Consider the following 22,275-nt stretch of genomic DNA (forward strand, 5'->3'; position numbering starts at 1 on the left):
GGGGCGAGCAGGAGGGATCCGGCCAGGGCGAACCGTTGTGATGCGCTTCATAGGAGCCTCCTCACGCGCCGATGTAGTTGAGGGAGTGGGTCCAGGAGAAGGACCCGTTGCCGACGTAGTAGTTGTAGCTCGCCCAGTTGTAGCGGGAACTCGACTGCCAGGGATCACCCCAGTAGACCCATGATCCGCTCTGGTCGTAGCCGTAGATGGTGTGCATGTGCCCGCCGCCGGAGGACCACTGGATCCGGGTCAGCACCGGCCGGTTGGCGTTCATCTCCCTGATCACCGCGCTGTAGGTCAGGTAGTCGTAGACATAGTTGCCGGGCGAGATGCCGATCTGGCGGAAGGCGTTCTGGTCGTTGGCCAGGGTGGCCTGGTTGTTGGGGCAGCTGGAGTTCATCGAGCGGTTGAAGGCCAGGTTGCAGAACTGGTTCTGGCTGTAGTTGTAGCCGTAGTAGGCGGCCACGGTGTTGCCGGCGGCCGCCCAGCACCAGTTGGTGTACTGCTGGGCCTGCATGGTGATGTTGAGGCGGTAGGCGGCCGCGGCATGGGCGCCGAGGGTGGGCGGCGCCAGCCAGGCCACGGTCGTCAGCACGAGCGCGAGGGCCGTGCGCCGGAACCTGCCGGGCGAGAGGTAGGGCATGTCGAGCTCCTGAGGGGGAGAAGCCGATGCTGTTGAAGGGATGGTCGGCCCGATACAGCGGCCGGGCAAGACACGGCCGATCACCCGGCAGGGGTGGTGTGAACGTGGACGTGAAGCACGCCACAAGAGCGCCGCCCCGCGGTGACAGCATGGTGAAAATCTGTGAACATTCACACATGTCAGATGATCGTGAACTCCGGGCCGCGCTACGTGACGGACCTTTTCACGTCGCGCTGCGCGTCGCGGTCCAGGCGCGCGGCCTGACCCTGAACCGGCTCCGGCACCGCCTGGGAGAGCGCGGCCTGCGGGTCGGGACGACGAGCCTGAGCTACTGGCAGCAGGGCCTGCGCCGGCCCGAGCGGCCCGAGTCGCTGCGTGCCGTACGCGCGCTGGAGGAGATCCTCATCCTGCCGCCGCGTCGGCCGGGTCCGCCGCGACGGGCCGGCCGCCCTGGTGGTGGCCGAGCTGCTGTTCGACCGGGCGCTGCGGACCGGGGAGACCCAGATGATCCGCTACGAGATGCCGGGGAGACCCAGATGATCCGCTACGAGATGGCCGATCCCAGCGGCGCGGAGGCCGGGGAGTACGAGCGGGGTTTCCGCTTTCCCACCGGCCAGTACATGCTGCGGGTCGGCTTCGACCCCGCGGCGCTACCGGTCCGCATCCACCGCTTCGCCCGCCGCGGCCTGGGCGCCGACGAGCACGATCGCGGCGAACTCACCCTCAACGCCCAGCACGCCGTCCATCTCGTCGCCGGCCCCCTCCAGGCCGGCCTGGTCGGCGTCCAGTGGGACTGGGGCTGACCCGTACCTTCTGGTGCCGGGGCTCTCGCTTCCCCTCGTAGGGGCGATGAGGACGCCATACCGGCTCAAGCAAGGCGAGGAAAAGCTCACGTTGCGACCCCTCGTAGGAGGGCTATGAGAACCGGTTCGAGAACCTCGTGCGCCGATCCGGTCTGCCGCCGATCCGGTTCCACGACCTTCGGCACTCGGCGGCGTCGCTGATGCTGGCGGCGGGCGTGGCGATGAAGGTCGTGTCGGAGACGCTCGGTCACAGCAAGTTCTCGTTCACCGCGGATGTCTACACGTCGGTGATCCCGGAGGTCGCGGAGGCGGCGGCGGCGACGGTGGCCATGATTCCGCGCCGTCCCCGGCAGACCGGCAGTTGACTCGATGGTCTGGCAATGGTCTGCCAGGCCACTTGTGGATCATTGTCGTACCTAGCGCACCCTATAAAAACTTGATGTCGAGCCACTGCCCCGAGATAAAGGATCCTGCCACGTCCACCAGTCCCCGACCACACTCGCAAGGGTAAACGAACTCACAGACCTACCAATGAACCGCCCTGACCTGCGGCTCTGCTGCCGCAAGCCGCGGGCTTGAATACATGAAGAATGATCAGCCGTAGATAGCCGCTGGCATTCGAGCGCAGTCGAATAAGATACAAGAGGCCCTATTGGGGACTAGCGGGTTTTCAAGAGGACCGCGTTTCAGGCGCCGACAGGGCCTTCTACTGAGCCGATCATGTGCGCCCAGTAGAACTGGAGGTGAAGCCGTGACATAGCGGCTGATCTGCATGTTCGTAAGCTCGTCGTCGCTTGCCGGTGAAAGTCCGGTCCGGGTAGCTGCCAGGAGGCCCGGTAGCAGGCTGGCGGCTTCGTCTGGAAACGGGCGGGGTCGAAGCCCAGCGTCAAAAGCCCTTAAGGGGGAGCGACGATGCGGTCCGTAGCATGACGCGAAGCCTGCGGCGTCGTTACTCAGCCGTCTTCGGACGGGACAAGGGAGAGCCGAGCCCCTCGTGATCGGGGTGAAGGCCATGGAAGCGGCGAAGAGCCTGGAAATTGCAGCCGCGAAGAACTCCCCGGCGTATGGGGCGCGGAACGTATCGATAGTGACGGCGGGAACTGGGGAGGCCCTCCCCGGCCCGGTGACCTGCGGAAGGTGTTACCGGAGCGTGGCGTCCTATAACCGGTCAACGCCGGGAAGTGGATTGCTGGCCGGGTGGGCGTCGGAGGCGGCCGTAGTACTGCTTGAGCCGACCGGACAACATAACCGGCGGTGAGGGAAGGGCCGCTACTTCGTCGATGCATATTGAGGTGGAGGAGGGGCTCGGTGAGTGCCGTTTTGGCTATTCCCGCCGCCGTGGGGCCGCGTGTTCCGCGTGATCCGGTCCGCGCCTTGCAGCATGTGCTCTACCGGGCGGCCAAGGCCGATCCCGGACGTCGGTTCCACGCGCTCATGGACAAGGTCTATCGCAGAGACGTTCTGGAGCGCGGGTGGGTCATGGTGCGCAGCAACAACGGCGCACCGGGCATCGACGCGACCACGCTGGCCGACATCGAGGAGTACGGGATCGTCCGGCTTCTTGAGGAGTTGGCCGCGGAACTTCGGCAGGGCCGGTATCGGCCATTGCCCGCGCGCCGGGTGATGATCCCCAAGCCTGGGCTGAAGGACGAGTACCGGCCGTTGTCGATTCCCGCTGTTCGGGATCGGATCGTGCAGGCCGCTGTGAAGATCGTGTTCGAACCGGTCTTCGAGGCGGACATGGCTGATTGCTCATTCGGGTTTCGCCCGAAGCGCTCAGCACACGATGCTCTGCAAGTGCTCATTGAGGAGCAGGCGCGGGGCCGCCGGTGGGTGGTCGAGACGGACATCGCCAACTGCTTTTCGGCGATTCCGCACGATGAGTTGATGCGTGCGATCGAGGAACGCGTCTGCGATCAGTCGCTCCTGAAGCTCCTGCGGGTGATTCTGCGCGCCGGGGTGATGGAGGACGGACAGATCCGGCGAGAGGTCACCGGCACGCCACAAGGCGGCGTGGTTTCACCCGTCCTCTGTAACGTCTACCTGCACCGATTGGATCGGGCGTGGGACGAGGCGGACGGCGTGCCGGCCCGCTATGCCGACGACGCGATCGTGATGTGCTGGTCCCGCGGTCAAGCCGAGCGGGCCCTGGCCCGCCTGACGGAGCTGCTGGCGGCACTCGGTTTGGAGCCGAAGGCCGCCAAGACCCGCATCGTGCACCTGGAGGTCGGTGGGGAAGGCCTGGACTTCCTGGGCTTTCACCACCGGCTGGTGCGCTCACGCGGGTTCAACGGGAAACGGCCGTTCGTTTTCCTCGCTCGCTGGCCCTCAGACAGGGCGATGCAACACGCCCGCGACCGGATCCGTGACCTCACGGACGGCCGCAGGCTGCTGCTTCGCACCGAAGCGATCACCAAGGAGGTCAACCTGTTCCTGCGGGGATGGGCTGGCTATTTCCGGTACGGGCATTCTGCCCGGCGCTTTAGCAAGATCAGAGAGTTCGCCTGGATGCGCCTGGCGCTGTTCCTCAGCCGAAAACACCGGCGCAGCCGGAGCTACGGCCGGGGCGTGCTGAAACGCTCGCTCAGCGATCTCGGCTTGATCAGCCTGTATGGAATCGTCGTCGCGCCCAGGGCGGGCAAGCCCTGGCGGGAAAGGCCGAATGCCGGCGGTGAACGACGTCGGTGAGCCGTGTGCGGGAGAACCGCATGCACGGATCGAGGTGGCGGGGGTTGGAAACGGAGCGAAGAACCTGGTCACGGCCACTGGGGTGGCACACCCGTCCGGGAAACCGACGGAAGGAAGGCCCCAGGCCCTCCCGCCAGGAGAAGCCACCGCGCCAGCCCCCGACCCTACAAGTTTTGGGACTATCGGCGTTATGCGCCGATGTAGGTCAGGTGCGGGTCGGTGAAGAAGGCCCGGACGATGTCGGGGCGTTTCTGTAGCCGGTGCATGCCGCTGTGCATGGCCGCGGCCAGTTCGTGTTCATCGGCGACCGCCTCACGAGCCACCCGGGCCTTGATGTTTTGGTTGACCCACTCATCAGGGTTGAGATCGGGGGCGTAGGCGGGCAGGAAGAACAAGCGCAACCGGCCGCCGGTACGTGCGATGAAATCACGCACCGCGGCGGCGGCGTGGATCGAGGAGCCGTCGACGACCAGGAAGATCGGCCCGATGACGGTGCGCAGCAGCTGCGCGCAGAACCCGAGAAACGCCCAGCGGTCCATCGAGCCGTGCCACAGCCGGTAGCGCAGCGTGCCGTCCGCGGCGACCGCCGAGAACATCTTCACCGACCGGCGCTGCGCCCCGGCGCACACCACCGGGGTCTGTCCGATCAGTCCCCAGGTGGTCCCGGCGCGGTGATCGACGCGCATGCTCATCTCATCGGCGAACAACACCAGCGCCCCCCGTGCCCGGGCCAGGCGACAGATCTGCGGCAACAGCACCGTCGTCCACCGGGTGACGGCCGCCGGATCACGCCGCCATGCCCGATAGGCCGGGCGTTGCGGCGACAGGCCCAGCCCGCGCAGCAACCTCCCGGCCGCCGCCACCGACAAACCGATCCCGAACCAGGCCGCGATCACCAACGCCACCAGCGCCCGCGTCCACAATGCCACCGCCGTCCCCAGTACCTGACGGGGGGTGACATCACGCACCACCGCCTTGACGCTCTGCTCCTGCCCAGGCGTCAGCCGCCGCGGCCGACCCGGCGCCTTCTTGATCCGCAGCGCCTCGTCACCACCTGCCCGGGCCTGGCGTTTCCACCGAAACACCGACTCACGGCCCACCCCCAGCGCCTCGGCCACCCGATCCGGTGACATGCCCTCCTCCAGCAACCGGAGGGCGAAAACCTTCTCCTCGAACGTCGCTCTGCGACCTTTTCTCGCCATACCCCCAGCATGCGCCTGCCGGAACTCGATCTCCCACCGCTACCCAACACGTACCAAAACTTACGATCGGCTCAGTATACCTGCGCGGGATAGGGCTGAAAAGTTCGCCCGGACATTCTTTCCGGCATGACAACACCGGTTAAGTGCACGGAGTGCGACGGGCGCGGCTGGAAGATCGTCACCCGTCGTGGATGCGTGGCGGCCATGGGCCTGCGCCTGGAATTCTCGGCACACGAGGACTGCATCTACTGCGGCGGTACGGAACAGCTCGTCGAGATGTTCGAGTGGGAGGTGTTCACCACCTCCGGCGGAACCGACGAGCTCGGGCCGTGCGGGGTCAGCTCGGGGCAGGCCACGGCGATGGACACGCTCCGCACGGAGATGCGTCGGATGGAGTCGCCCGCGACGGTGTGGGGCCGCATCAGCCACCGGGTTCGCGACTTCAGCGCCGTGCAGGATGACTGGTCGCGACAGGTGCTCTTCCACGCGACCGTGGACCCGGCCGGGTCGGTGCGTTTCGAGCGGCAGGAATCATGAGCGGGAATCCTCCTCGGCGAGGAGTGTCGTGCATGGCGCATCATCTCGTACCAGCTGCCCCCGGATGTGTGTCTTTGACCTGGAATAGGGCGCGGCGTTTCGGGCGGGTTCGGGTGGCGGCCTGGACCTGTCATGAGCACCGGGTGACGTTTTACGAATTGTGCGATGCGGGCGGTCTGTCATTCATCCGCAAGACGGTTCAGGACAGAAATCGCAGCGCCGTGCTGCATAGTGAGGCGTGGTCGCCTGCTCAGGCGCGGGTGGTGTGGATCAGGATTCTGGCGGGGCTGGCCAGGTAGCCGCCTGTCGCTGCTGCGCCTCCTGACAGGGCTGCCCTCAGCCGGTACTGTGCTTGTGCAGACAAGTGGAAGAGTGATCGGGCGGTTAAGATGAGCAGGGATTTCGCCCCTCCGAAGTATGCCCAGGTGATGGGCACGATTCAGGAGCGCATCGAGGCCGGGCAGTACGCGGCCGGTGACATGCTGCCCTCCGAGACGCAGCTCGTCCGGGAGTTCGGGGTGGGCCGCACGACGGTGGTTCGGGCGCTTCAGACGCTGGCCATGCAAGGCTGGATCGAGCGTGAGCACGGCCGCGGCTCGTTCGTGAAGGGCCGTCCCGAGAGCGCCGCCGATCGCATCCGGCCGGGCCTGGCGGTGGCCGAGCAGCCCGAGAGCGATGACATGGTGACCGAGGTGGCCCGTGTTCCGGCTCCCCGCCACATTGCTCATCTCCTCAACGTTGAGGACAAGACGCCGGTGATCTCGCGTCGGCGCGTGGCCGAGCAGGGGGGCCGGCTGTCGGCGGTGGAAACCCTGTGGTTCCCGCTGGAGATCGCGTTGGGCACCGACGTCGACAAGCCCGAACCGCTGGCGCGCGGGGTGCGTCATCACCTCCAGGCGGTCAAGCACCTGCGCTTCGATCACATCACCGAGCGGCTGACCGCGCGTAACCCGACCAAGGAAGAGGCGGAGTTGCTCGGCTCCTCCAAGCCTGTCCTCGGGGTGCTGGCCACCGTGCATGACGCCGCTGGGAGCGTGCTCCTGGTGATGAGCGTGGCGCTCCCTGGTGACCTACACGAACTCCAGGATGTCTACCCGGTGAGTTAAGCCTTCTCCACCTGCCTCACTCATTCACTTGTGCGGACAAGTGGGAGTGGGCTACTCTCAACTCAAGCGGACAAGTGAACAACCGGACATCTGGTTGCCGCTGGAAGAGAGGAACCTTTATGGCCATCCAAGGCCCCATCCCGATCAGCTTCACGCAGGTCTTCCCGCACGGCTGCTACATCGTCGGCGAGGTCGAGCAGGTCAAGGACTTCGACGCCTCCAGCAAGGGGCGCACGGTCTACGCCAAGGACAAGAACACCGGCGAACTCGTCTGGCAGGTCGCCGTCATGGACGCCGACCCCACCGTTAAGGCCGGCCAGAAGACGGTGGCGGTCAAGATCCTGTCCCCGGTCCAGCCGGTTCCCCCGGCCGCGCTGCCGGGCCTGCCGTTCGTACCGGTCGAGTTCGACGGCATGACCGCAACCCCCTACGTCGGCCAGAGCACCGGCCGCCTGGCCTGGTCGATCCGGGCAACCGCGATGCGGACTCCCCGCTCCGCGACAGCTCCCGCTCGGCAGAGCGCTCCGACCTCGGCCAAGGAGACAGCCGGTAAGGACGTGGCCGCGTGAGTGAGCACCAACCCTACACCCGTGCCTCGATCTCGCTCGATGCGGACGGTACCCGGCTCGACATCTCGTTCCGTACCCCGGACCTGTCGGTCATGGCGCTGGGTGCCGGGAACGGGCGGCCGTTCCTGAACCTGTCCACCGCACAGGCACAGGTGGTGATCTCCACCACCGGCGGCGGACCGGTCACCGAACGGGACGTGACCCTCGCCCGGCGGCTCGCCGACGCCACCGCGTGCTACCTCGCCGACTGCGAGCGCCTGCACACCGAACAGTCCACCAACCCCGACCAGGCCGAGCAGGGCAAGGCGGCCTGACACGTAAGCGGGGCCGCCAGAAGCGCCAACTTCCGGCGGCCCCTCGGTTCTCCCCAGACGCGAATCAAGAGAGGGCTCAAGCCTAATGTTCAGAAAACTGCCCGGCGACGAGGCACAGCACCTCGTCTCCACCACCCCCGATACCGCCGTCGTCTTCCGCCCGGCCGTCCTCCGCACCCCGGCGATCCTTACGATTCTGATCTTCACGTGGCGGCTGCTGGCCGGTGCCCTGCGGCTGCTGTGGCGCCACCCCATCGCCTCGGCCGTCGCCCTCACCCCCGGCGCGCTCACCTACTTCTACGGCTGGCGCTGGGGCGTCGTCCTCACCGTCCTGGTCCCGCTCGGCCTCACCGCCTGGTGCCTGCTCGCTCGTCCCTCGTTCCTTCGTCTGTTGGGCTGGCGGCTGCTGGCCTGGTGGCGACTGGTGTGGATCTACCGGCGGCACTGGCAACCGGTAATGATCATCTCCGGGCTCGGACGACACTTACGCGGCCGGGACTACCTGCCCCGCCTCGTCCGCGTCACCTGCACCTCGTGGGCCGACCTGGTCACGGTGCGGATGCTCACCGGGCAGGCGGTCAAGGACTGGGCTGAGCGCACCGACCATCTCGCCCACGGGTTCGGTGCTCAATCCTGCCGGGTCTCCATCGCGCGCTCTGGCCGGCTACTGCTCGTCTTCCCCCGGCGTGATCCCCTGGCCACTCCGCTTGCGGCCGTACCGGTCCCGGCTGAGGCATCGGTGGGGCCGGTGGAGGTCGGCACATGCGAGGACGGCAAACCCTGGCTGCTGAAAGTCCACGGCACTCACGTCCTGGTCGCCGGGGCTACCGGGGCGGGCAAGGGCTCGGTCATCTGGTCGACGATCCGCGGCCTACTGCCCGCCACCCGCGCGGGCCTGGCCCAAGTGTGGGCGCTGGATCCCAAACGGATGGAACTGTCCTACGGACGCGACCTGTTCGGCACCCGCTACGCCGCGAGCCCGGCCGACTGCGCCGACCTCCTCGAATCCGCCGTACAGATCATGCAGGAGCGGGCCGACCGCTACGCCGGACTCCAGCGCTCCCACACTCCTTCCGTCGATGACCCGTTCGTCCTGGTGGTGGTCGACGAGGTGGCGTTCCTGACCGCCTACCAATCCGACAAGGGGTTGAAGCTCCGTATCTCCGCTGCCCTGGCGACGCTCACGACACAGGGCCGCGCGGTCGGGTTCGGCGTCCTGGCCGCTCTCCAGGACCCGCGCAAAGAGGTCATGAACATCCGCAACCTGTTCCCCGACAAGATCGCGCTCCGCCTCGACGAGTCCGAGCAGGTCGACATGGTCCTCGGCGACGGCGCACGGGACAGGGGCGCGCTGGCCGACCACATCTCGCCGATCCCCGAGCAGGGGGCCGGTATCGGCTACGTCCGGTTGGAGACCTCACCCGATCCGATCCGGGTGCGCGCCGCGTACGTCTCCGACTCCGACATCCGCGCGATGGCGCTGGAGGTGGCCGCGTGAGGGTCTGCTTCTACGGCACCGACGAGGAGATCACCCGCGTGTGTAAGCGCCCCATCCTGGCCGTCTTGGGAACCGGTCACGCTCAGCCCGTCCTGGCCTTCGAACTGTTCAACATCGAGGTCAGTGCTGACCCCTACCAGACCACGTTCCGGCTGTCGGCTGACCTGTCCGAAGTGGAGAGGGGCGAGCGTGACTGAGCTGGCCTACATCCTCGACGGCCTGCGCTGCTCGGCCTGCGGCGCGGTCAACACGCTGTGGCTGGACCTGCTGCGCGGCCTGGTCGAGTGCCGCGAGTGCGGACAGGGTGCGTTCCTCGACCTCGACCACGACCACGATGGGGAGGACGTGTGAGCAACCCCAACGAGCGCGGCCTGTCGCGTGCCGAGCGTCAGAGAATGCCGCTCGCGCTGGACGTGGCGGTGGAGATCGCCAGGCACAACGGCGTGTGCATCCGGCCGGTGGTCCTGCGTCGGCTGGACACTCACACCGGGCTCACCGAGGACGTCAACGTGCCTTGCGGGGCCACCATGGACGCCAAGTGTCCCTCCTGCGCTCGGCGTAACCGCTACCTGCGGATGGCCCAGTGCCGGGAAGGCTGGCACCTGGAAGCCGAACCCTCGACGACTCCGGATGAGCCCAACGAGGAACAGCTTTGGCTGGTGGAGTTCCGCGCCGACATGCAGGCCCAGCGCGATGCCGCGGAAAAGGCCGGCGACGACACCGGCGACCTGGACGCGATCCTCGCCGGGCTCGATGCCGAGATCAACGAGGCCGGAATGCGGGGCAACCTGCTCGGCCGGACCACCGCCAAGCGCAACCGCTCGACCCGGCGGCGCCAAGACGCCCCCGACCTGCCCAAGAAGATCCGGCAGAACACCACGCTCGGGCGTACCTTCACCGGCTCGGACGGGGCCGTCTACCGGCCGTCGCTGTTCGTCACCCTCACGCTTCCCTCCTACGGGAAGGTGCGCGACGGCGTGCCCATCGACCCGGACACCTACGACTACACGCGGGCCGCGCGAGACGCGCTGCACTTCTCCAAGCTCGTCGACCGCTTCGTGCAGAACCTGCGCCGGGTCTCGGGCTATGACGTGCAGTACTTCTCCTCCGTCGAACCACAGAAGCGGCTCGCTCCTCACCTGCACATGGCAATCCGCGGCACCATGCCACGCGCTGAGGTCAAGGCGATCGCGGCTGCGACCTATCACCAGGTGTGGTGGCCGTCCGTCGATGAAATCAAGTTCGACGGCGACCACCTTCCGGTGTGGGCTGAGCGTTCCCCACGGGAAGACGGCACCTCCTACCCGGACGGACAGGACGGCGACTACCTCGACCCCGCTACCGGGGAACTCCTCCCGACCTGGCACGAGGCACTCGACCAGCTCGGCAACGATGACGAGGCCGAACCGCTGCACGTGGTCCGCTTCGGCACTCAGGTCGACGTTCAGGGCATCCTCGGCGGCACCCCGGATGCCGACCAGTGCATCCGCTACCTGAGCAAGTACCTGACCAAGAGTCTCGGTGACACCCTCGACCCTGACAACCCGGCCCAGCGAGCGCATGCCGCCCGGATGGTCGAAGCACTCCGTCACGAACCCTGCTCCCCGGCCTGCCCGAACTGGCTGCGCTACGGCGTGCAGCCCAAAGGCGCCAAGCAGGGCATGACTCCGGGCCGGTGCCGGGGCAAGGCGCACAAGCCCGAGCACCTCGGCTACGCGGGTCGGCGCGTCCTGGTCTCGCGCAAGTGGTCGAACAAGACCCTGTCCGAGCACAGGCGCGACCGGCGCACCTGGGTCATGGAAGCGCTCGGCCTGGCCGACGAGGTCCCCGATCCGCACCGCTACGTCTGGAAGCCCGTCCCGGCCGGTGACGGCGACGTTCCCTCCCTGGCCCTGCGGCTGCTGCGCATGGTCGCCGAACGCCAGCGCTGGCGAGCGACCCTGCTGGCCCTGCAAGCCAAAGCGACCGGACAAGACCCTTCGGCAACGAGGGAGGCGGCGTGAGGAAGAAGGACGACGACAAGCTCATGACCGTTCCCGAGATCCTCGACAAGCTCGGCGGGGTCTCTGCCCGGACCCTCTACCGCTGGCGCGAGATCGGCAAGTTCCCCCGCGGCCTGCGACTGCCCAACGACGAGATCCGCCTCCACCGCAGCGAGTTCGAGGCATGGCTTGAAACCCTCCGGGAGGCGGCGTGAACACCTCGTACAAGGTCAAGTTCTGGGACATCCGGACCAACACGAAGTCCCAGGGGCAGGGCAAGAAGCCGCGCATCGTCTCGCACACCGTCCGCTGGACCGTGGGCAATCGGGAGAAGTCCGCGACCTTCAAGACCAAGGGGCTGGCCGAGAGCTTCCTGTCGCAGCTACGGCAGGCGGCCAAGAACGGTGAGTCCTTCGACCTGGCGAGTGGTCTGCCGACGTCGATGGCCGAGGCGAAGGACGCGCGCACCTGGTACGACTTCGCCGTGGCCTACGTGCATGCCTGGTGGCCCCATGCGGCGGCCAAGTCCCGTGAGGGCATGACCGATGCGCTGGCCAATGTCACTCGCGTGCTCATGAACGATCTGCCCGGCCGACCTGACGACGAGATCATCCGGCGGGCACTGCGAGAGTTCTCCTTCCTGCCGGAGGAGCGTCGCCCGGTTCCCTCGCCGGAGATCGCTCGTGCTGTGCGGTGGCTGGAGGCGGCTTCGCTGCCCTTGAACGCCCTGGAGGAGGCCAAGCACACGCGGGCGGCTCTGGAGGCCCTGGCGCTCATGCTGAACGGCAAGGCGGCGGCCGTCTCGACCTACCGGCGCAAGCGAGCGGTCTTCCATCACGTGCTTGAGTACGCGGTCGAGCTGGAGGAGCTTCCGGCGAATCCGCTGCACAAGGTCAAGCTCCGCAAGGCGAAGTCCGGGGGTGAGATCGATCGGCGTTCGGTGGTCAACCCGGCTCAGGCCCGTGAGCTGCTGATCGCGGTGACCTACGTGGGCCGGTCGCGGGGGCTGATGCTCGCTGCCCTGTTCGCCTGCATGTACTTCGGCGGCCTGCGTCCGGGGGAGGCGGCGGGGCTCCGGAAGAAGGACTGTCACCTTCCGGCGTCCGGCTGGGGAGTGCTCACCCTGGAGAAGACCAAGCCGCAGAGCAACAAGCGGTTCACCGACTCGGGGGAGACCCACGACGAGCGCGGTCTCAAGCACCGGGCCGAGAAGGAGACGCGGTCGGTGCCGATCCCGCCGGAACTGGTGGCCATCCTGCGTGACCACATCGACCGTCACGGCGTCGCCGCCGATGGCCGGCTTTTCCGGACCCGTACGGGCGGGCTGATCTCCGGGTCGGCGTACGCCAAGGTCTGGAAGGAGGCTCGGACGTACGCCTTCACCCCCGACCAGGTCGCCTCACCTCTGGCGGGCAGGCCGTACGACCTGCGGCACGCGGCGGTCTCCCTCTGGCTCAACGCCGGGGTGCACGCACCGGAAGCGGCGGAGCGGGCGGGGCACGGGGTGGACGTGTTGCTCAAGGTCTATGCCAAGTGCATCGACGGCCAACGCGAGGTGGCCAACCAGCGCATCCTGGCCGCGCTCGTCATGTGAGGCCCACTCTGCGCCACGACAGGACCCCGGGACACCTCGGGGTCCTTCGTCGTTCCGGCCCCGGAATCCTTCCGCGAACCCGCGGAACCGCCGGTCCCACCTGGGAAAACAGGGCCGGATCCATTCCGCGTACGTTCCGCGGCCGGTGGCATACGGCTGCTTTTGGCTACCTGCGGCTGCATGAGGGGTGTGGGCCGAAGAGGGCAAGCCGGACCGGTTGCCGGCGACCTACCATCGCACCCACGGCATCCGGTACTTCCACGGCTGCTATTCCCTGGGTGATGACCAGCTGTGGGGTGTGGTCCGCGAGCGAAAGGGCGGCGATCACAGCCTGGCGGCGCTGAAGTCGATCCGGGCGGCCCGTCCGGACGGCGCCCCCATCTATGTGATCTTGGACAATCTGTCCGCGAACAAGACCCCCGCCATTCGTGCCTGGGCCAGGAAGAACAAGGTGGAGCTGTGCTTCACCCCGACCCAGGCGTCCTGGGCCAACCCGATCGAGGCCCAGTTCGGGCCGCTGCGCACCTTCGTGATGGCCAACTCCAACCACCCCAACCACACCGTGCAGACCCGCGAACTCCACGCCTACCTGTGCTGGCGCAACGCCAACGCCCGCCACCCCGACGTCCTAGCCGCACAACGCCGCGAACGCGCCCGCATCCGCAGCGAACGCCAGCAACGCTGGGGACGCCCACGACCCCAAGCTGCCTGATCACACCCGGCGAACGTTCAGGGACAGCGCTGTAGCCGTTGGAGGCTGCGCCTACTTTCGCACGCGGAAGCGGAGCATGGTGACGGCGCCCGACTGGGTATTGCTGAAAGGTTCCAGGTCGATCCTGCCGAGGCCTGGAGGCGAGAAACGGACACCGTCGCCGAGCAGCAGCGGTAGGACATACACCAGGATCTCGTCGACGAGCCCGCGCTGCAGACACTGGGCGGCCACATCGGCACCGAGGATCTCCAGGTTCTTGCCGCCCGCGGCGCTGCGTGCCGTGGCAACGGCTTCCTCAAGTCCACAGGTGAGGAATGTGACGGCAGGGTCCGGCTCGGCGGGAGGATTGTGGGTGAGGACGAACTGTGCTCCCCCGTCGTAGCTGGTGTCCTGGTCGGCCATACGCTTGCCGACCTCGTAAGTACCCCGGCCGATGAGCATGGCGCCCGTGGCCGCCATGACCTCCGGGACCGTATCCGCAGTCATGTACTCGAAGATCCAGTCCATCGCGTGGCCAGGACCGGCGATGAAGCCGTCCAGCGACATCACCCTGTTCACGACCACCTTGCCAGTGACGGTGCCTACATCACTCATACGTTTCTCCAAGGATCTTGGAAACCGAGGTCGGATCTTAGTTCGGCCCGGCGGGGAGGGCAAGGGCGAGAGTTGCACGCGCATCCGCGGTGGCGCAACGCGAACAAACCGGCACCCGGATGTGCTGGCCCGCAGTGTCGCGAACGTGCTCGGGTACGGCGTGAACGACACCGCCGGTGAGGTCGCCCTCGGTCCCGGACTGAGTGACCAAACCCGGTGATCGTTTGTGGTCAGCGCACTAGAAGTGCACTGAAGATCTTGGTTTGAGTGGATATCGGCGCGGAGCAGGCGCCCCGGCGGCTTATGCAGTGGCGGGGTTCAGTGCCCAGGCGCCGCCTGTGTGGGTGAGTCCGAGGTTGATGAGGCGGCGGAGGTTGAGTGCGGCAGCGCGGTTGTGGAGCCAGATGTTGTTCTTGAGGACGCCGCGGTAGGGAACGCGACGGTTGCCTTTGGCGACCAGCCAGGCGATGGCGCGTTCGACGGGTGGTCGCCAGCGGCGGTACTCCTGCTGCCATCGCTGACTGGTGGCGGCCTGCTGCCGGGCGGTTTTGAGGAGGTCATAGTGGGGGTGGACGTTGAAGGTGCGTCCGGTCTTGGACGTGGTGCAGCGTTCGCGCAGTGGGCAGGTGCGGCACAGGATCTTGAACTGGGCCTGGCGGTTACCACCTGCCAGCGGGCGGCCGAGGGTTTTGGTGTGGCCTGCCGGGCAGGTGACGCGGCCGGTTTGGGTGTCGACCTGGAAATCGTCGGTGGTGAAGCCGCCGGGGACGGCTTGGCGTAGCGGCGGCGGCTTGATCACCAGGGTGTGGCCGTCGGCTTGGAGGGTCTGTCGCAGGTCGCCGGTGCCGTAGGCGGTGTCGCCCAGTACCGTCAGGGCATCGTCGTCGCCGGCGAGGAGGCTTCGGGCGACGGCGGCCTCGTGGTTGTCCGCGCCGCTGCCCGCGGTGAGGGCGACCTCGGTGAACAGCCCCGCCTCGGGCTCGAACGCGGCATGTGCGCGAAAGCCGTCCTGGTGGCGGGTGCGGTTCTTGTGGATGTGGCGGGCCTCGGGGTCGACCGTGGACACGATGCGGTCGTGGGCGGTGCGCCGGGCGATCCGCCATCGGCCGTCGGAGCCGTCGGCGGGCTCGACGTCTTGTCCTGCGACCAGTGCCAGCAGTCCGAGGGCGCCTGCCGCCGTCTCGCCGAGCGGTTGGCCGGGCACGTGAGCGATGAGATTAAGGGCGTCGGTGACCAGGGCGTCGACCAGTGTGTCCCGCGCCTGCTGGTCGTTCCAGGCGATCTTCGGCTTGCCGGGGTCGGTGTAGTCGTGGGCGGTGCACCACTGGGCGGCGACCGGCTCGGCGCCGGGGACGTCGCGGATGACCCGGCGGATCGCGGCGATGAGCTGGGTGACGGTGTCCTGGGTGGCGACCGCGTCGTCCAGCACGGTGGAGTCCAACGCCCGGCGCTGCCTGCCTTTGAGGACGCCGGTGGCCGCGACGACTTCCTGACCTTGGTGAACAGCCGGTTCGGATCGGCCGAGCGCTGCAGGCGCCGTCGGAAGTAGGTCAACAGCGACGGGTCGAACGCGGTGTCGTACAGACCCAGGCCGCAGGCGGCCTTCCACCTCAGGTCACAACGCAGTTCCTGAACCGTCTCGAAGTCCGACAGCCCGTGCAGGCTCTGCAGGACGATCACTGTGGCGAGCACCTGCGGCGGCATGCTCGGCCGCCCGTTCGCCGAGGGATACATGTCCGTGAACATGTCTGCTGGGAACAGCGTCTGCCGATGTTCGGCCAGGAACGCGAAAACGCTCCCGGCTGGGATCAGCTCCCGGCAGGTCTGCCACACATCCGGCCCTACCGGTTCTCCAGCCCATTCACCCTGCACGCAACGAGTCTGGCCCCGAATCATCCGAGGCGGGACCAGAACGCAAGATTTTCAGTGCACTTCTAGCCAGCGCATTCTGGCTGCGCTCACTGTGTGAGACATCGTAAGAACACCATGATCGCGAAGGGTCCCGGCTCACACCGGGGCCCTTCGCTGTGTCGGAAGATGATCATTGTTCGTGAATGCGGTGATGCCACCATCCGCCGAAGCGCCATGGGTAATAACGCGCCCAAGGGTCTGGGATGGTCCGGCGGTAGAACTCCTCGTCCAGCCGCGTCACGATTCGTGAAAGCTCCGCCTTGGCTGGGGATCGAAGGCGTCGCAGGGCGTATTCCAGCGTGTTCCGGGCCTCTGCCGGGTCGCAGCAAGGGCAGTTCGCTTCGGGCAGATAGAGGTAGCGGCCGGGCTGCCGGAGGAACCGTTCGTATTCGGCGAAGGCACCGACGATGGCTCCAGGCCTCAGACGCTGGAGCTCGATTCGTGCGATGGCCGCACAGGTCCGGCTGGAGACGCCGGGAATCTTGGGGGCTGGGCGATAGCGTCGGCGATTCGCCCACACTTGCGCATGGAGGATGCTCGGCCGCTTACGCGGCATCGGCCTTTCGGGTCGTCATGGAGCGCATCGTGCCACACCTCGACATCACGAACCACCCCGCGGCGCGGCTCAGAGGGCTCGGAATCCTTCCGCGAACCTCCGGAACTCCCGGTCCCACCTGGGAAAACAGGGCCGGGTCCATTCCGCGTATGTTCCGCGACCGGTGGCATACGGCTGCTTCCGGCTACCTGTGGCTGCCTGAGGGGGTCAGGCCGCGGACAAGCAAAAGACCAGGTCAGCGCGTGGACGACCTGGTCTTGGTTGCGCACCCTGCAGGATTCGAACCTGCGACCGTCGGATTAGAAGTCCGGTGCTCTATCCAGCTGAGCTAAGGGTGCTCCCGCTTAATTGTGCATGATCCTGGGAGTGCCCATGTATCGGTTTTGGGGCTGTGTCGCGAGGATCACTCTGTGGCGTCTCGCCCTCCCCGGAGAGAACGGCCTCCGGGCCGCCTCGGCTCGGGCGGCCGAAGCGGGATTCCGGCTGTTCGGGGTGGGGGAACCGCGCTGGACGAGGGGGCCTTCTCCCCGATGACCTGCCGCTCTCCTGCTGCTCTCCTGCCGGGCGTGGCAGCGGGTGTCCGGTAGGTGGAAGGCTTCCGGGTGTTCCATCTGATGGGGAACGGTCTGCCCGAATCGTCCCCGCGAGAGGGCGGAGCGGTCTACGCTCGGGTGGCATGTTCGCCGTCACGACCCAACAGGAGATTCCCCTTCTGGGCGGTGATGTCACCGACGGGGTGGTGCGGGTCGGGGACACCGTCCGCCGGCCCAGCCGGGCCTCCACGGCTTCGGTGCACGCGCTCCTGCGGCACCTGGAGCGTTACGGGTTCGAGGGTGCGCCCCGGGCGCTGGGCGTGGACGAGCGGGGCCGGGAGGTGCTGAGCTATGTCGAGGGCGGCTCCGCGGCCAGGCCGCTGCCCGGGTACGCGCTCAGTGGGGAGTCGCTGGCCGCGCTGGCGCGGCTGCTGCGCGGTTTCCACGACGCCGCCGAGGGGTTCGTCCCGCCGAGGGAAGCCGTCTGGGAGACCGGGTCCAACGACGACGAGGCCCCGAGGCTGATCGGGCACTGCGACGTCAATCTGGACAACGTGATCTTCCGTGACGGGCTGCCGGTCGCGCTGATCGACTTCGACATGGCCCGGCCGACGACCCGGCTCTTCGACGTGGTGACCACGCTGCGGCACTGGGCGCCGATCGCCGACCCCATCGATCTGGAGCCGCTCCAGCGTCGCCTTGAGGTCGGGCCCCGGCTCCGCCTGTTCTGCGACGCGTACGGGCTGGCGCCTCGCGATCGGCGCCGGCTGCTGGATCTGGCCCGGCTCCGCTTCGACCGCTCGTACCAGGTGATGCGTGCCAGGGCCGAGGGCGGGAGCGGTGGGTGGGTCCGGATGTGGGCCGGTGGGGTGGGGGTGCGCATCCGGCGGGCCCGGGTGTGGCTGGAGACCCACCAAGATGAACTCCATGAACATCTCATTTAGTCGACTAATTGCCAAAGTGGGACTAAGGGGACCTGGGGTAGCCGAAGGGGTGGGGATGCTCGCCGGGGTCCTGATCGACGCCGTGCTCGCCGATCCCCGGCGCGGGCACCCGGTCGCGCTGTTCGGCACCGCCGCCGCCGAGGTGGAGAGACGGGTGTACGGCGACGGCCGGGCCAGGGGCGTTCTGCACGTCGCCCTGTGCGTCGTCCCGGTGGCGTTGCTCGGCCATGCCGCGACCAGGCCGCGCGACCCGATGGTGCGGGCCGCGCTGACCGCGGCGGCGACCTGGGCGGTCCTCGGCGGCACCACGCTGGGCCGCGAGGGTGCGGCGATGGCCGCACTCCTGGAGGACGGCGACCTGGACGGGGCCCGGGAGAGGCTGTCTCATCTGTGCGGGCGGGATCCTGCCGTGCTGGAGGCACCCGGGCTCGCGAGGGCCACCGTCGAGTCGATCGCGGAGAACACCTCCGACGCGGTCGTGGCACCGCTGTTCTGGGGGGCGGTGGCCGGGGTACCAGGCCTGCTCGCCTACCGGGCGGTCAACACGCTGGACGCAATGGTCGGCCACCGCAACGCGCGTTACGAGCGCTTCGGCTGGGCCGCGGCCCGGCTCGACGACGTCGCCAACTTCGTACCGGCCAGGATCACCGGGCTGCTCGCCGTGCTCGGCGCCCCTGTGGCGGGTGGTTCGACGCGGCGGGCGGCGAGGGTGCTGCGCAGGGACGGCCACCGCCACCCCAGCCCCAACGCGGGCCGCTGCGAGGCGGCCTTCGCGGGCGCGCTGGACCGTACGCTCGGCGGGGTGAACCTGTACGGCACCAGGGTGGAGCACCGGCCCGAGATGGGCGACGGGCCCGAGCCCTCGGTCGCCGACATCCGCAGGGCCGTACGGCTGGCGCGGGCGGTCGGCCTGGCCGCGGCGGGGCTCGCCGTGCTGGCCGCCGTGCGCGGATCGTGCGGGAGGAAAGGGTGAAGGGGGCGCTGCTGGTCGCCGGGACCACCTCCGACGCGGGCAAGAGCGTCGTCACCGCCGGGATCTGCCGCTGGCTGGCCCGCCAGGGGGTACGGGTCGCGCCGTACAAGGCGCAGAACATGTCGCTGAACTCCTTCGTCACCGCCGACGGCGCCGAGATCGGCCGGGCACAGGCGATGCAGGCCGCCGCATGCGGGCTGGAACCCAGTGCGGACATGAACCCGATCCTCCTCAAGCCGGGCAGTGACCGGCGCAGCCAGGTCGTGGTGATGGGCAGGCCGATGGCCGAGGTCGACGCCATGGAGTACTGGGACGTCAAGGAGCGGCTCCGCCAGGTCGCGGTGGACGCGCTGGAGCGGCTGCGGGCCTCCTACGACGTGGTGGTCTGCGAGGGCGCGGGCAGCCCGGCGGAGATCAACCTGCGCGCGGGCGACATCGCCAACATGGGCCTGGCCCGTGCCGCGAACCTGCCGGTCGTCGTGGTCGGCGACATCGACAGGGGCGGGGTCTTCGCCTCGCTGTACGGGACCGTGGCGCTGCTGGAGCCCGCCGACCAGGCGTTGATCGCCGGGTTCGTGATCAACAAGTTCCGGGGGGCGCCCGAGCTCCTCGAACCGGGTCTGGACATGATCAGGGAGCTGACCGGCCGCGAGGTGTACGGGGTGCTGCCCTGGCTGGACGGCCTCTGGCTGGACGTCGAGGACTCCCTGGCCCTGGACAACCGGCCCGCGCTCGGCGCGCGCGCCCCCTATGGCAGGCAGACCCTGCGGGTGGCGGTGGTACGGCTGCCGAGGATCTCCAACTTCACGGACGTGGACGCGCTGGCCTCCGAGCCCGGGGTGACGGTCCGCTACGTGACCTCGCCGGGCGAGCTGGACGATGCCGATCTGGTGGTGCTGCCCGGCTCCCGGGCCACGGTCTCCGACCTCGCCTGGCTCCGCGCCACCGGCCTGGCCGAGGCCCTGTCGGGACGGGCCGTGCTGGGCGTCTGCGGCGGCTACCAGATGCTCGCCAGGACCATCCGCGACGACGTCGAGTCGGGGGCGGGCCTGGTCGAGGGGCTGGGACTGCTGCCCGCCTCCGTGGAGTTCGCCGAGGACAAGACGCTGGGCCGCCCGGTGGGTTCCGCCTACGGTTGCCGGGTCGAGGCGTACGAGATCCACCACGGCGTCGTGACGGCCGACGGCGGCGAGCCCTTCCTGGACGGCTGCCGGGACGGCTCGGTGTGGGGCACCACCTGGCACGGCGCCCTGGAGAACGACGACTTCCGCCGGGCGTTCCTCGCCGACGTGGCCGCCGTCTCCGGTCGCGACTTCATCCCGGCCCCTGAAGTGTCGTTCGCCGCCCTGCGTGAGGAGCGGCTGGACGCGCTCGGCGACCTGATCGAGCGGAACGTCGACACCGGCGCCCTGCTCCGGCTGATGGAGGCCGGGGCACCTTCGGGCCTGCCTTCGCTGCCGCCGGGCGCCACCCGGCACGAGACCCCGTACCTCTCACGGGGCGGATCCGCCATCGGCTACAGATGATCTTCGTGTGGTGGTCGGCCTTCACCGGGATCGTCAGCCGGTGGCGGAGGGGGCTTCTCGCCTTCCCATGCGAGGCGATCGCGGGCGGCGGCCCGGCGAGGCGGCGGAGGGTGGCTTCTCGCCTTCCCGCGCGAGGCGATCGCGGGCGGCGGCCCGGCGAGGCGGTGATGTTCCCGCCCTTTTCCCGCGGGGAATCCAGCGGGGAATCCAGCGGGGAAGGGGAGATGCCTCCCTCGCCGGGTAAAATTGACATTTCCCCCGCAAGATCCGATGGGGGAGGTCTGAGAGGTCGACGATGGTCCGCATCATCGTGCTGTTCTTCGTCATCGCCGTGGTGGTGCTCTGCGTGCTCGCGATGGTCCGCGCCTCCTCGGCTTCCAAGGCTTCCAAGCCTGCGCCTGAGAACCCCCGCGAGATTCTCAGGCGTCGTTACGCGGCCGGTGAGATCGACGAGGACGAGTACCTCCGCCGGATGTCGGGTCTCTCCCAGGAGTGGTAGGCCCGTTTCCTAGGGGTTCCGGACTCAGACCGACATGGGTCAGGCCGTGGGCGTGGGGGTTGGCTGGTTTGCGGTGATCCAGGTGTCGATCTCCTCCCACTGGTCGAAGAGCCACCGGATCTGGCTCTCGCGGTCGCGCGGTACGTCGGCGGCCTGGATCCGCCACCACTTGGCCTTGACCTTGGCGCTGACCGGGAGGCGGCGCCAGACGTCCTTGAGGGTGACCAGGTCGTCGAGGCCGGTGTGCGCGACGAAGACCACGTCCGCCTCGGGGCAGGCCTCGATGGCGGCGATGGCCCCGTTGGGCCGGGGCGCCATCAGGTGCTCCAGCCGGCGGGCCCGCGCGGCCTCCTCGGACAGGCCCTTGCGCTCCAGCCGGAGAATGGCCCGCCAGCGGCGCCTGGGGGTGAAGTTGCCGCCCTCCGGGAAGATCACCAGGGCGTCGTCGGCGTCCATGCCGGAGGCCAGGCGGCGGATCTCGCCGAGAACGCCGCTCTCGGTCGCCTTGCGGGGGACGAAGGCGTTGGGGAGGCGGTTGATCACCACGTCCAGTGAGGGGTCGAGTTGCAGGGCGGCCTTCATCACGATCCTCGGGCGCCTGCCGTATCGGGTGAGAAGGTGGTGGACGAGCAGGAACGAGTCGCCGGGGCCCGCGTGGCGCGAGAGCACGACGACGGGGCGGGTGAGGCGCCGGGAGAGCTCGTCGGAGGTCGGTGCCGGCTCGTCGATCTCGACGCTCAGGCGGAAGATCCGCACGGCTGCCCCGTACACCTTGGACAGGAGCCACCGGATCAGCGCGTAGTGCCGCTCCTGGTGCTCGTCGCGGTGGAGCCATCCACCGAACCCGCTCGCCACCCAGAGGCCCAGGCAGGCGACCAGGGCCATCGACTCCAGCGCCAGCCACGCCACCGCGAACCAGACCAGCCGGGTGCCGCGCCGCTGCGGGGGCGGCAGGCGCAGCGAGGCCGCGGCCACCACCAGCAGCCAGATCGGAAGCGTGATCACCGCGACCACGGTGAGCACGATGACGAGCGGGGCCAGGATCAGACGGCGGATGATGCGAGGAGGCAGCACGAGCGGCTCCTGCTGTG

The 22,275-nt window shown here is 68.3% G+C and carries 20 protein-coding genes, 1 tRNA gene and 3 pseudogenes; 18 read left to right on the top strand and 6 right to left on the bottom strand.

What is annotated here, in order from left to right:
* Window positions 1-61 precede the first annotated feature (61 nt).
* Window positions 62-643 (bottom strand): papain-like cysteine protease family protein, encoded by a 582-nt coding sequence (locus tag OIE13_RS03330; protein ID WP_326643262.1) that lies wholly within the window; start codon window positions 641-643, stop codon window positions 62-64.
* 176 nt (window positions 644-819) lie between these two features.
* Between OIE13_RS03330 and OIE13_RS03335 the strand changes: the two genes are divergently transcribed.
* The 3 genes and pseudogenes from OIE13_RS03335 (at window position 820) to ltrA (ending at window position 4,134) form a co-directional block, all read left to right on the top strand.
* Window positions 820-1,446, top strand: coding sequence for a hypothetical protein (locus OIE13_RS03335; RefSeq protein ID WP_326643260.1), 627 nt, complete (start codon window positions 820-822; stop codon window positions 1,444-1,446).
* A gap of 125 nt (window positions 1,447-1,571) precedes the next feature.
* Window positions 1,572-1,811: pseudogene (locus tag OIE13_RS03340) on the top strand (tyrosine-type recombinase/integrase); the annotation flags it as partial.
* Window positions 1,812-2,754: 943 nt separating this feature from the next.
* Window positions 2,755-4,134: a group II intron reverse transcriptase/maturase gene (gene ltrA / locus OIE13_RS03345; protein WP_326829502.1), complete on the top strand. Its 1,380-nt coding sequence runs from the start codon at window positions 2,755-2,757 to the stop codon at window positions 4,132-4,134.
* A gap of 188 nt (window positions 4,135-4,322) precedes the next feature.
* Here ltrA and OIE13_RS03350 read toward each other — a convergent pair whose 3' ends face one another.
* A complete protein-coding gene (locus OIE13_RS03350; protein WP_326829503.1) occupies window positions 4,323-5,336 on the bottom strand; it encodes an IS630 family transposase in 1,014 nt (337 codons plus the stop codon).
* Between the two features lie 126 nt (window positions 5,337-5,462).
* On the opposite strand from OIE13_RS03350, the gene OIE13_RS03355 reads away from it, so the two are divergent.
* The 11 genes and pseudogenes from OIE13_RS03355 to OIE13_RS03405 form a co-directional block, all read left to right on the top strand.
* Window positions 5,463-5,873, top strand: a complete 411-nt coding sequence (locus OIE13_RS03355; protein ID WP_326829504.1) for a hypothetical protein — start codon at window positions 5,463-5,465, stop codon at window positions 5,871-5,873.
* A 389-nt stretch (window positions 5,874-6,262) separates the two neighbouring features.
* A complete protein-coding gene (locus tag OIE13_RS03360) occupies window positions 6,263-6,979 on the top strand; it encodes a GntR family transcriptional regulator (protein WP_326829505.1) in 717 nt (238 codons plus the stop codon).
* 119 nt (window positions 6,980-7,098) lie between these two features.
* Complete coding sequence (locus OIE13_RS03365) at window positions 7,099-7,548, top strand: plasmid replication, integration and excision activator (protein WP_326829506.1); 450 nt, start codon at window positions 7,099-7,101, stop codon at window positions 7,546-7,548.
* Window positions 7,545-7,862 carry a hypothetical protein gene (locus OIE13_RS03370; RefSeq protein WP_326829507.1) on the top strand — a complete coding sequence of 106 codons (318 nt, stop codon included), beginning with the start codon at window positions 7,545-7,547 and terminating at the stop codon, window positions 7,860-7,862. Before OIE13_RS03365 ends, OIE13_RS03370 begins: the two co-directional genes overlap by 4 nt.
* Window positions 7,863-7,947: 85 nt before the next feature.
* Window positions 7,948-9,360: an FtsK/SpoIIIE domain-containing protein gene (locus tag OIE13_RS03375; RefSeq protein WP_326829508.1), complete on the top strand. Its 1,413-nt coding sequence runs from the start codon at window positions 7,948-7,950 to the stop codon at window positions 9,358-9,360.
* Window positions 9,357-9,557, top strand: a complete 201-nt coding sequence (locus tag OIE13_RS03380; protein WP_326829509.1) for a hypothetical protein — start codon at window positions 9,357-9,359, stop codon at window positions 9,555-9,557. Before OIE13_RS03375 ends, OIE13_RS03380 begins: the two co-directional genes overlap by 4 nt.
* Window positions 9,550-9,711 (top strand): hypothetical protein, encoded by a 162-nt coding sequence (locus OIE13_RS03385; protein ID WP_326829510.1) that lies wholly within the window; start codon window positions 9,550-9,552, stop codon window positions 9,709-9,711. The genes OIE13_RS03380 and OIE13_RS03385 overlap by 8 nt, the downstream gene beginning before the upstream one ends.
* Window positions 9,708-11,363 (top strand): replication initiator, encoded by a 1,656-nt coding sequence (locus OIE13_RS03390; RefSeq protein WP_326829511.1) that lies wholly within the window; start codon window positions 9,708-9,710, stop codon window positions 11,361-11,363. The genes OIE13_RS03385 and OIE13_RS03390 overlap by 4 nt, the downstream gene beginning before the upstream one ends.
* A 23-nt stretch (window positions 11,364-11,386) precedes the next feature.
* Complete coding sequence (locus OIE13_RS03395; protein WP_442816059.1) at window positions 11,387-11,557, top strand: helix-turn-helix transcriptional regulator; 171 nt, start codon at window positions 11,387-11,389, stop codon at window positions 11,555-11,557.
* Window positions 11,554-12,936, top strand: a complete 1,383-nt coding sequence (locus tag OIE13_RS03400; RefSeq protein WP_326829513.1) for a tyrosine-type recombinase/integrase — start codon at window positions 11,554-11,556, stop codon at window positions 12,934-12,936. Before OIE13_RS03395 ends, OIE13_RS03400 begins: the two co-directional genes overlap by 4 nt.
* Window positions 12,937-13,126: 190 nt before the next feature.
* A pseudogene (locus OIE13_RS03405) lies at window positions 13,127-13,648 on the top strand (transposase); the annotation flags it as partial.
* Between the two features lie 51 nt (window positions 13,649-13,699).
* On the opposite strand, the gene OIE13_RS03410 reads toward OIE13_RS03405, so the two are convergent.
* From OIE13_RS03410 to OIE13_RS03420, 3 genes and pseudogenes are all read right to left on the bottom strand, one after another.
* The gene (locus OIE13_RS03410) at window positions 13,700-14,242 is read right to left on the bottom strand and encodes a dihydrofolate reductase family protein (protein ID WP_326829514.1); all 543 of its coding nucleotides are present in this window, start codon (window positions 14,240-14,242) and stop codon (window positions 13,700-13,702) included.
* Window positions 14,243-14,543: 301 nt separating this feature from the next.
* Window positions 14,544-16,114: pseudogene (locus OIE13_RS03415) on the bottom strand (IS1182 family transposase).
* Window positions 16,115-16,973: 859 nt separating this feature from the next.
* Window positions 16,974-17,047 (bottom strand) — tRNA-Arg (locus OIE13_RS03420).
* 338 nt (window positions 17,048-17,385) lie between these two features.
* Between OIE13_RS03420 and OIE13_RS03425 the strand changes: the two genes are divergently transcribed.
* The 4 genes from OIE13_RS03425 to OIE13_RS03440 all read left to right on the top strand — a co-directional run bounded on the left by OIE13_RS03425 (window position 17,386) and on the right by OIE13_RS03440 (window position 21,184).
* A complete protein-coding gene (locus tag OIE13_RS03425) occupies window positions 17,386-18,186 on the top strand; it encodes a phosphotransferase enzyme family protein (protein WP_326643258.1) in 801 nt (266 codons plus the stop codon).
* 55 nt (window positions 18,187-18,241) lie between these two features.
* Window positions 18,242-19,159, top strand: coding sequence for a cobalamin biosynthesis protein (locus tag OIE13_RS03430; RefSeq protein ID WP_442811644.1), 918 nt, complete (start codon window positions 18,242-18,244; stop codon window positions 19,157-19,159).
* On the top strand, window positions 19,156-20,685 hold the full coding sequence (locus tag OIE13_RS03435) for a cobyric acid synthase (protein WP_326829515.1): 1,530 nt from the start codon (window positions 19,156-19,158) through the stop codon (window positions 20,683-20,685). The genes OIE13_RS03430 and OIE13_RS03435 overlap by 4 nt, the downstream gene beginning before the upstream one ends.
* 295 nt (window positions 20,686-20,980) lie before the next feature.
* Window positions 20,981-21,184, top strand: coding sequence for an SHOCT domain-containing protein (locus OIE13_RS03440; RefSeq protein ID WP_326643252.1), 204 nt, complete (start codon window positions 20,981-20,983; stop codon window positions 21,182-21,184).
* Window positions 21,185-21,223: 39 nt separating this feature from the next.
* Here OIE13_RS03440 and OIE13_RS03445 read toward each other — a convergent pair whose 3' ends face one another.
* Window positions 21,224-22,258 carry a 1-acyl-sn-glycerol-3-phosphate acyltransferase gene (locus tag OIE13_RS03445; protein WP_326643250.1) on the bottom strand — a complete coding sequence of 345 codons (1,035 nt, stop codon included), beginning with the start codon at window positions 22,256-22,258 and terminating at the stop codon, window positions 21,224-21,226.
* Window positions 22,259-22,275: the final 17 nt, after the last annotated feature.

Origin of the sequence: Streptosporangium sp. NBC_01810 (assembly GCF_035917355.1) — a bacterium.
In the GTDB taxonomy this organism is placed as follows: Bacteria; Actinomycetota; Actinomycetes; order Streptosporangiales; family Streptosporangiaceae; genus Streptosporangium.

Excerpts from the sequence above, each read along its gene's own strand:
- OIE13_RS03330 (WP_326643262.1), bottom strand. The coding sequence starts at position 643 with ATGCCCTACCTCTCGCCCGGCAGGTTCCGGCGCACGGCCCTCGCGCTC.
- OIE13_RS03335 (WP_326643260.1), top strand. The coding sequence starts at position 820 with ATGTCAGATGATCGTGAACTCCGGGCCGCGCTACGTGACGGACCTTTT.
- OIE13_RS03350 (WP_326829503.1), bottom strand. The coding sequence starts at position 5,336 with ATGGCGAGAAAAGGTCGCAGAGCGACGTTCGAGGAGAAGGTTTTCGCC.
- OIE13_RS03355 (WP_326829504.1), top strand. The coding sequence starts at position 5,463 with ATGACAACACCGGTTAAGTGCACGGAGTGCGACGGGCGCGGCTGGAAG.
- OIE13_RS03360 (WP_326829505.1), top strand. The coding sequence starts at position 6,263 with ATGAGCAGGGATTTCGCCCCTCCGAAGTATGCCCAGGTGATGGGCACG.
- OIE13_RS03365 (WP_326829506.1), top strand. The coding sequence starts at position 7,099 with ATGGCCATCCAAGGCCCCATCCCGATCAGCTTCACGCAGGTCTTCCCG.
- OIE13_RS03375 (WP_326829508.1), top strand. The coding sequence starts at position 7,948 with ATGTTCAGAAAACTGCCCGGCGACGAGGCACAGCACCTCGTCTCCACC.
- OIE13_RS03395 (WP_442816059.1), top strand. The coding sequence starts at position 11,387 with ATGACCGTTCCCGAGATCCTCGACAAGCTCGGCGGGGTCTCTGCCCGG.
- OIE13_RS03410 (WP_326829514.1), bottom strand. The coding sequence starts at position 14,242 with ATGAGTGATGTAGGCACCGTCACTGGCAAGGTGGTCGTGAACAGGGTG.
- OIE13_RS03425 (WP_326643258.1), top strand. The coding sequence starts at position 17,386 with ATGTTCGCCGTCACGACCCAACAGGAGATTCCCCTTCTGGGCGGTGAT.
- OIE13_RS03430 (WP_442811644.1), top strand. The coding sequence starts at position 18,242 with ATGCTCGCCGGGGTCCTGATCGACGCCGTGCTCGCCGATCCCCGGCGC.
- OIE13_RS03440 (WP_326643252.1), top strand. The coding sequence starts at position 20,981 with ATGGTCCGCATCATCGTGCTGTTCTTCGTCATCGCCGTGGTGGTGCTC.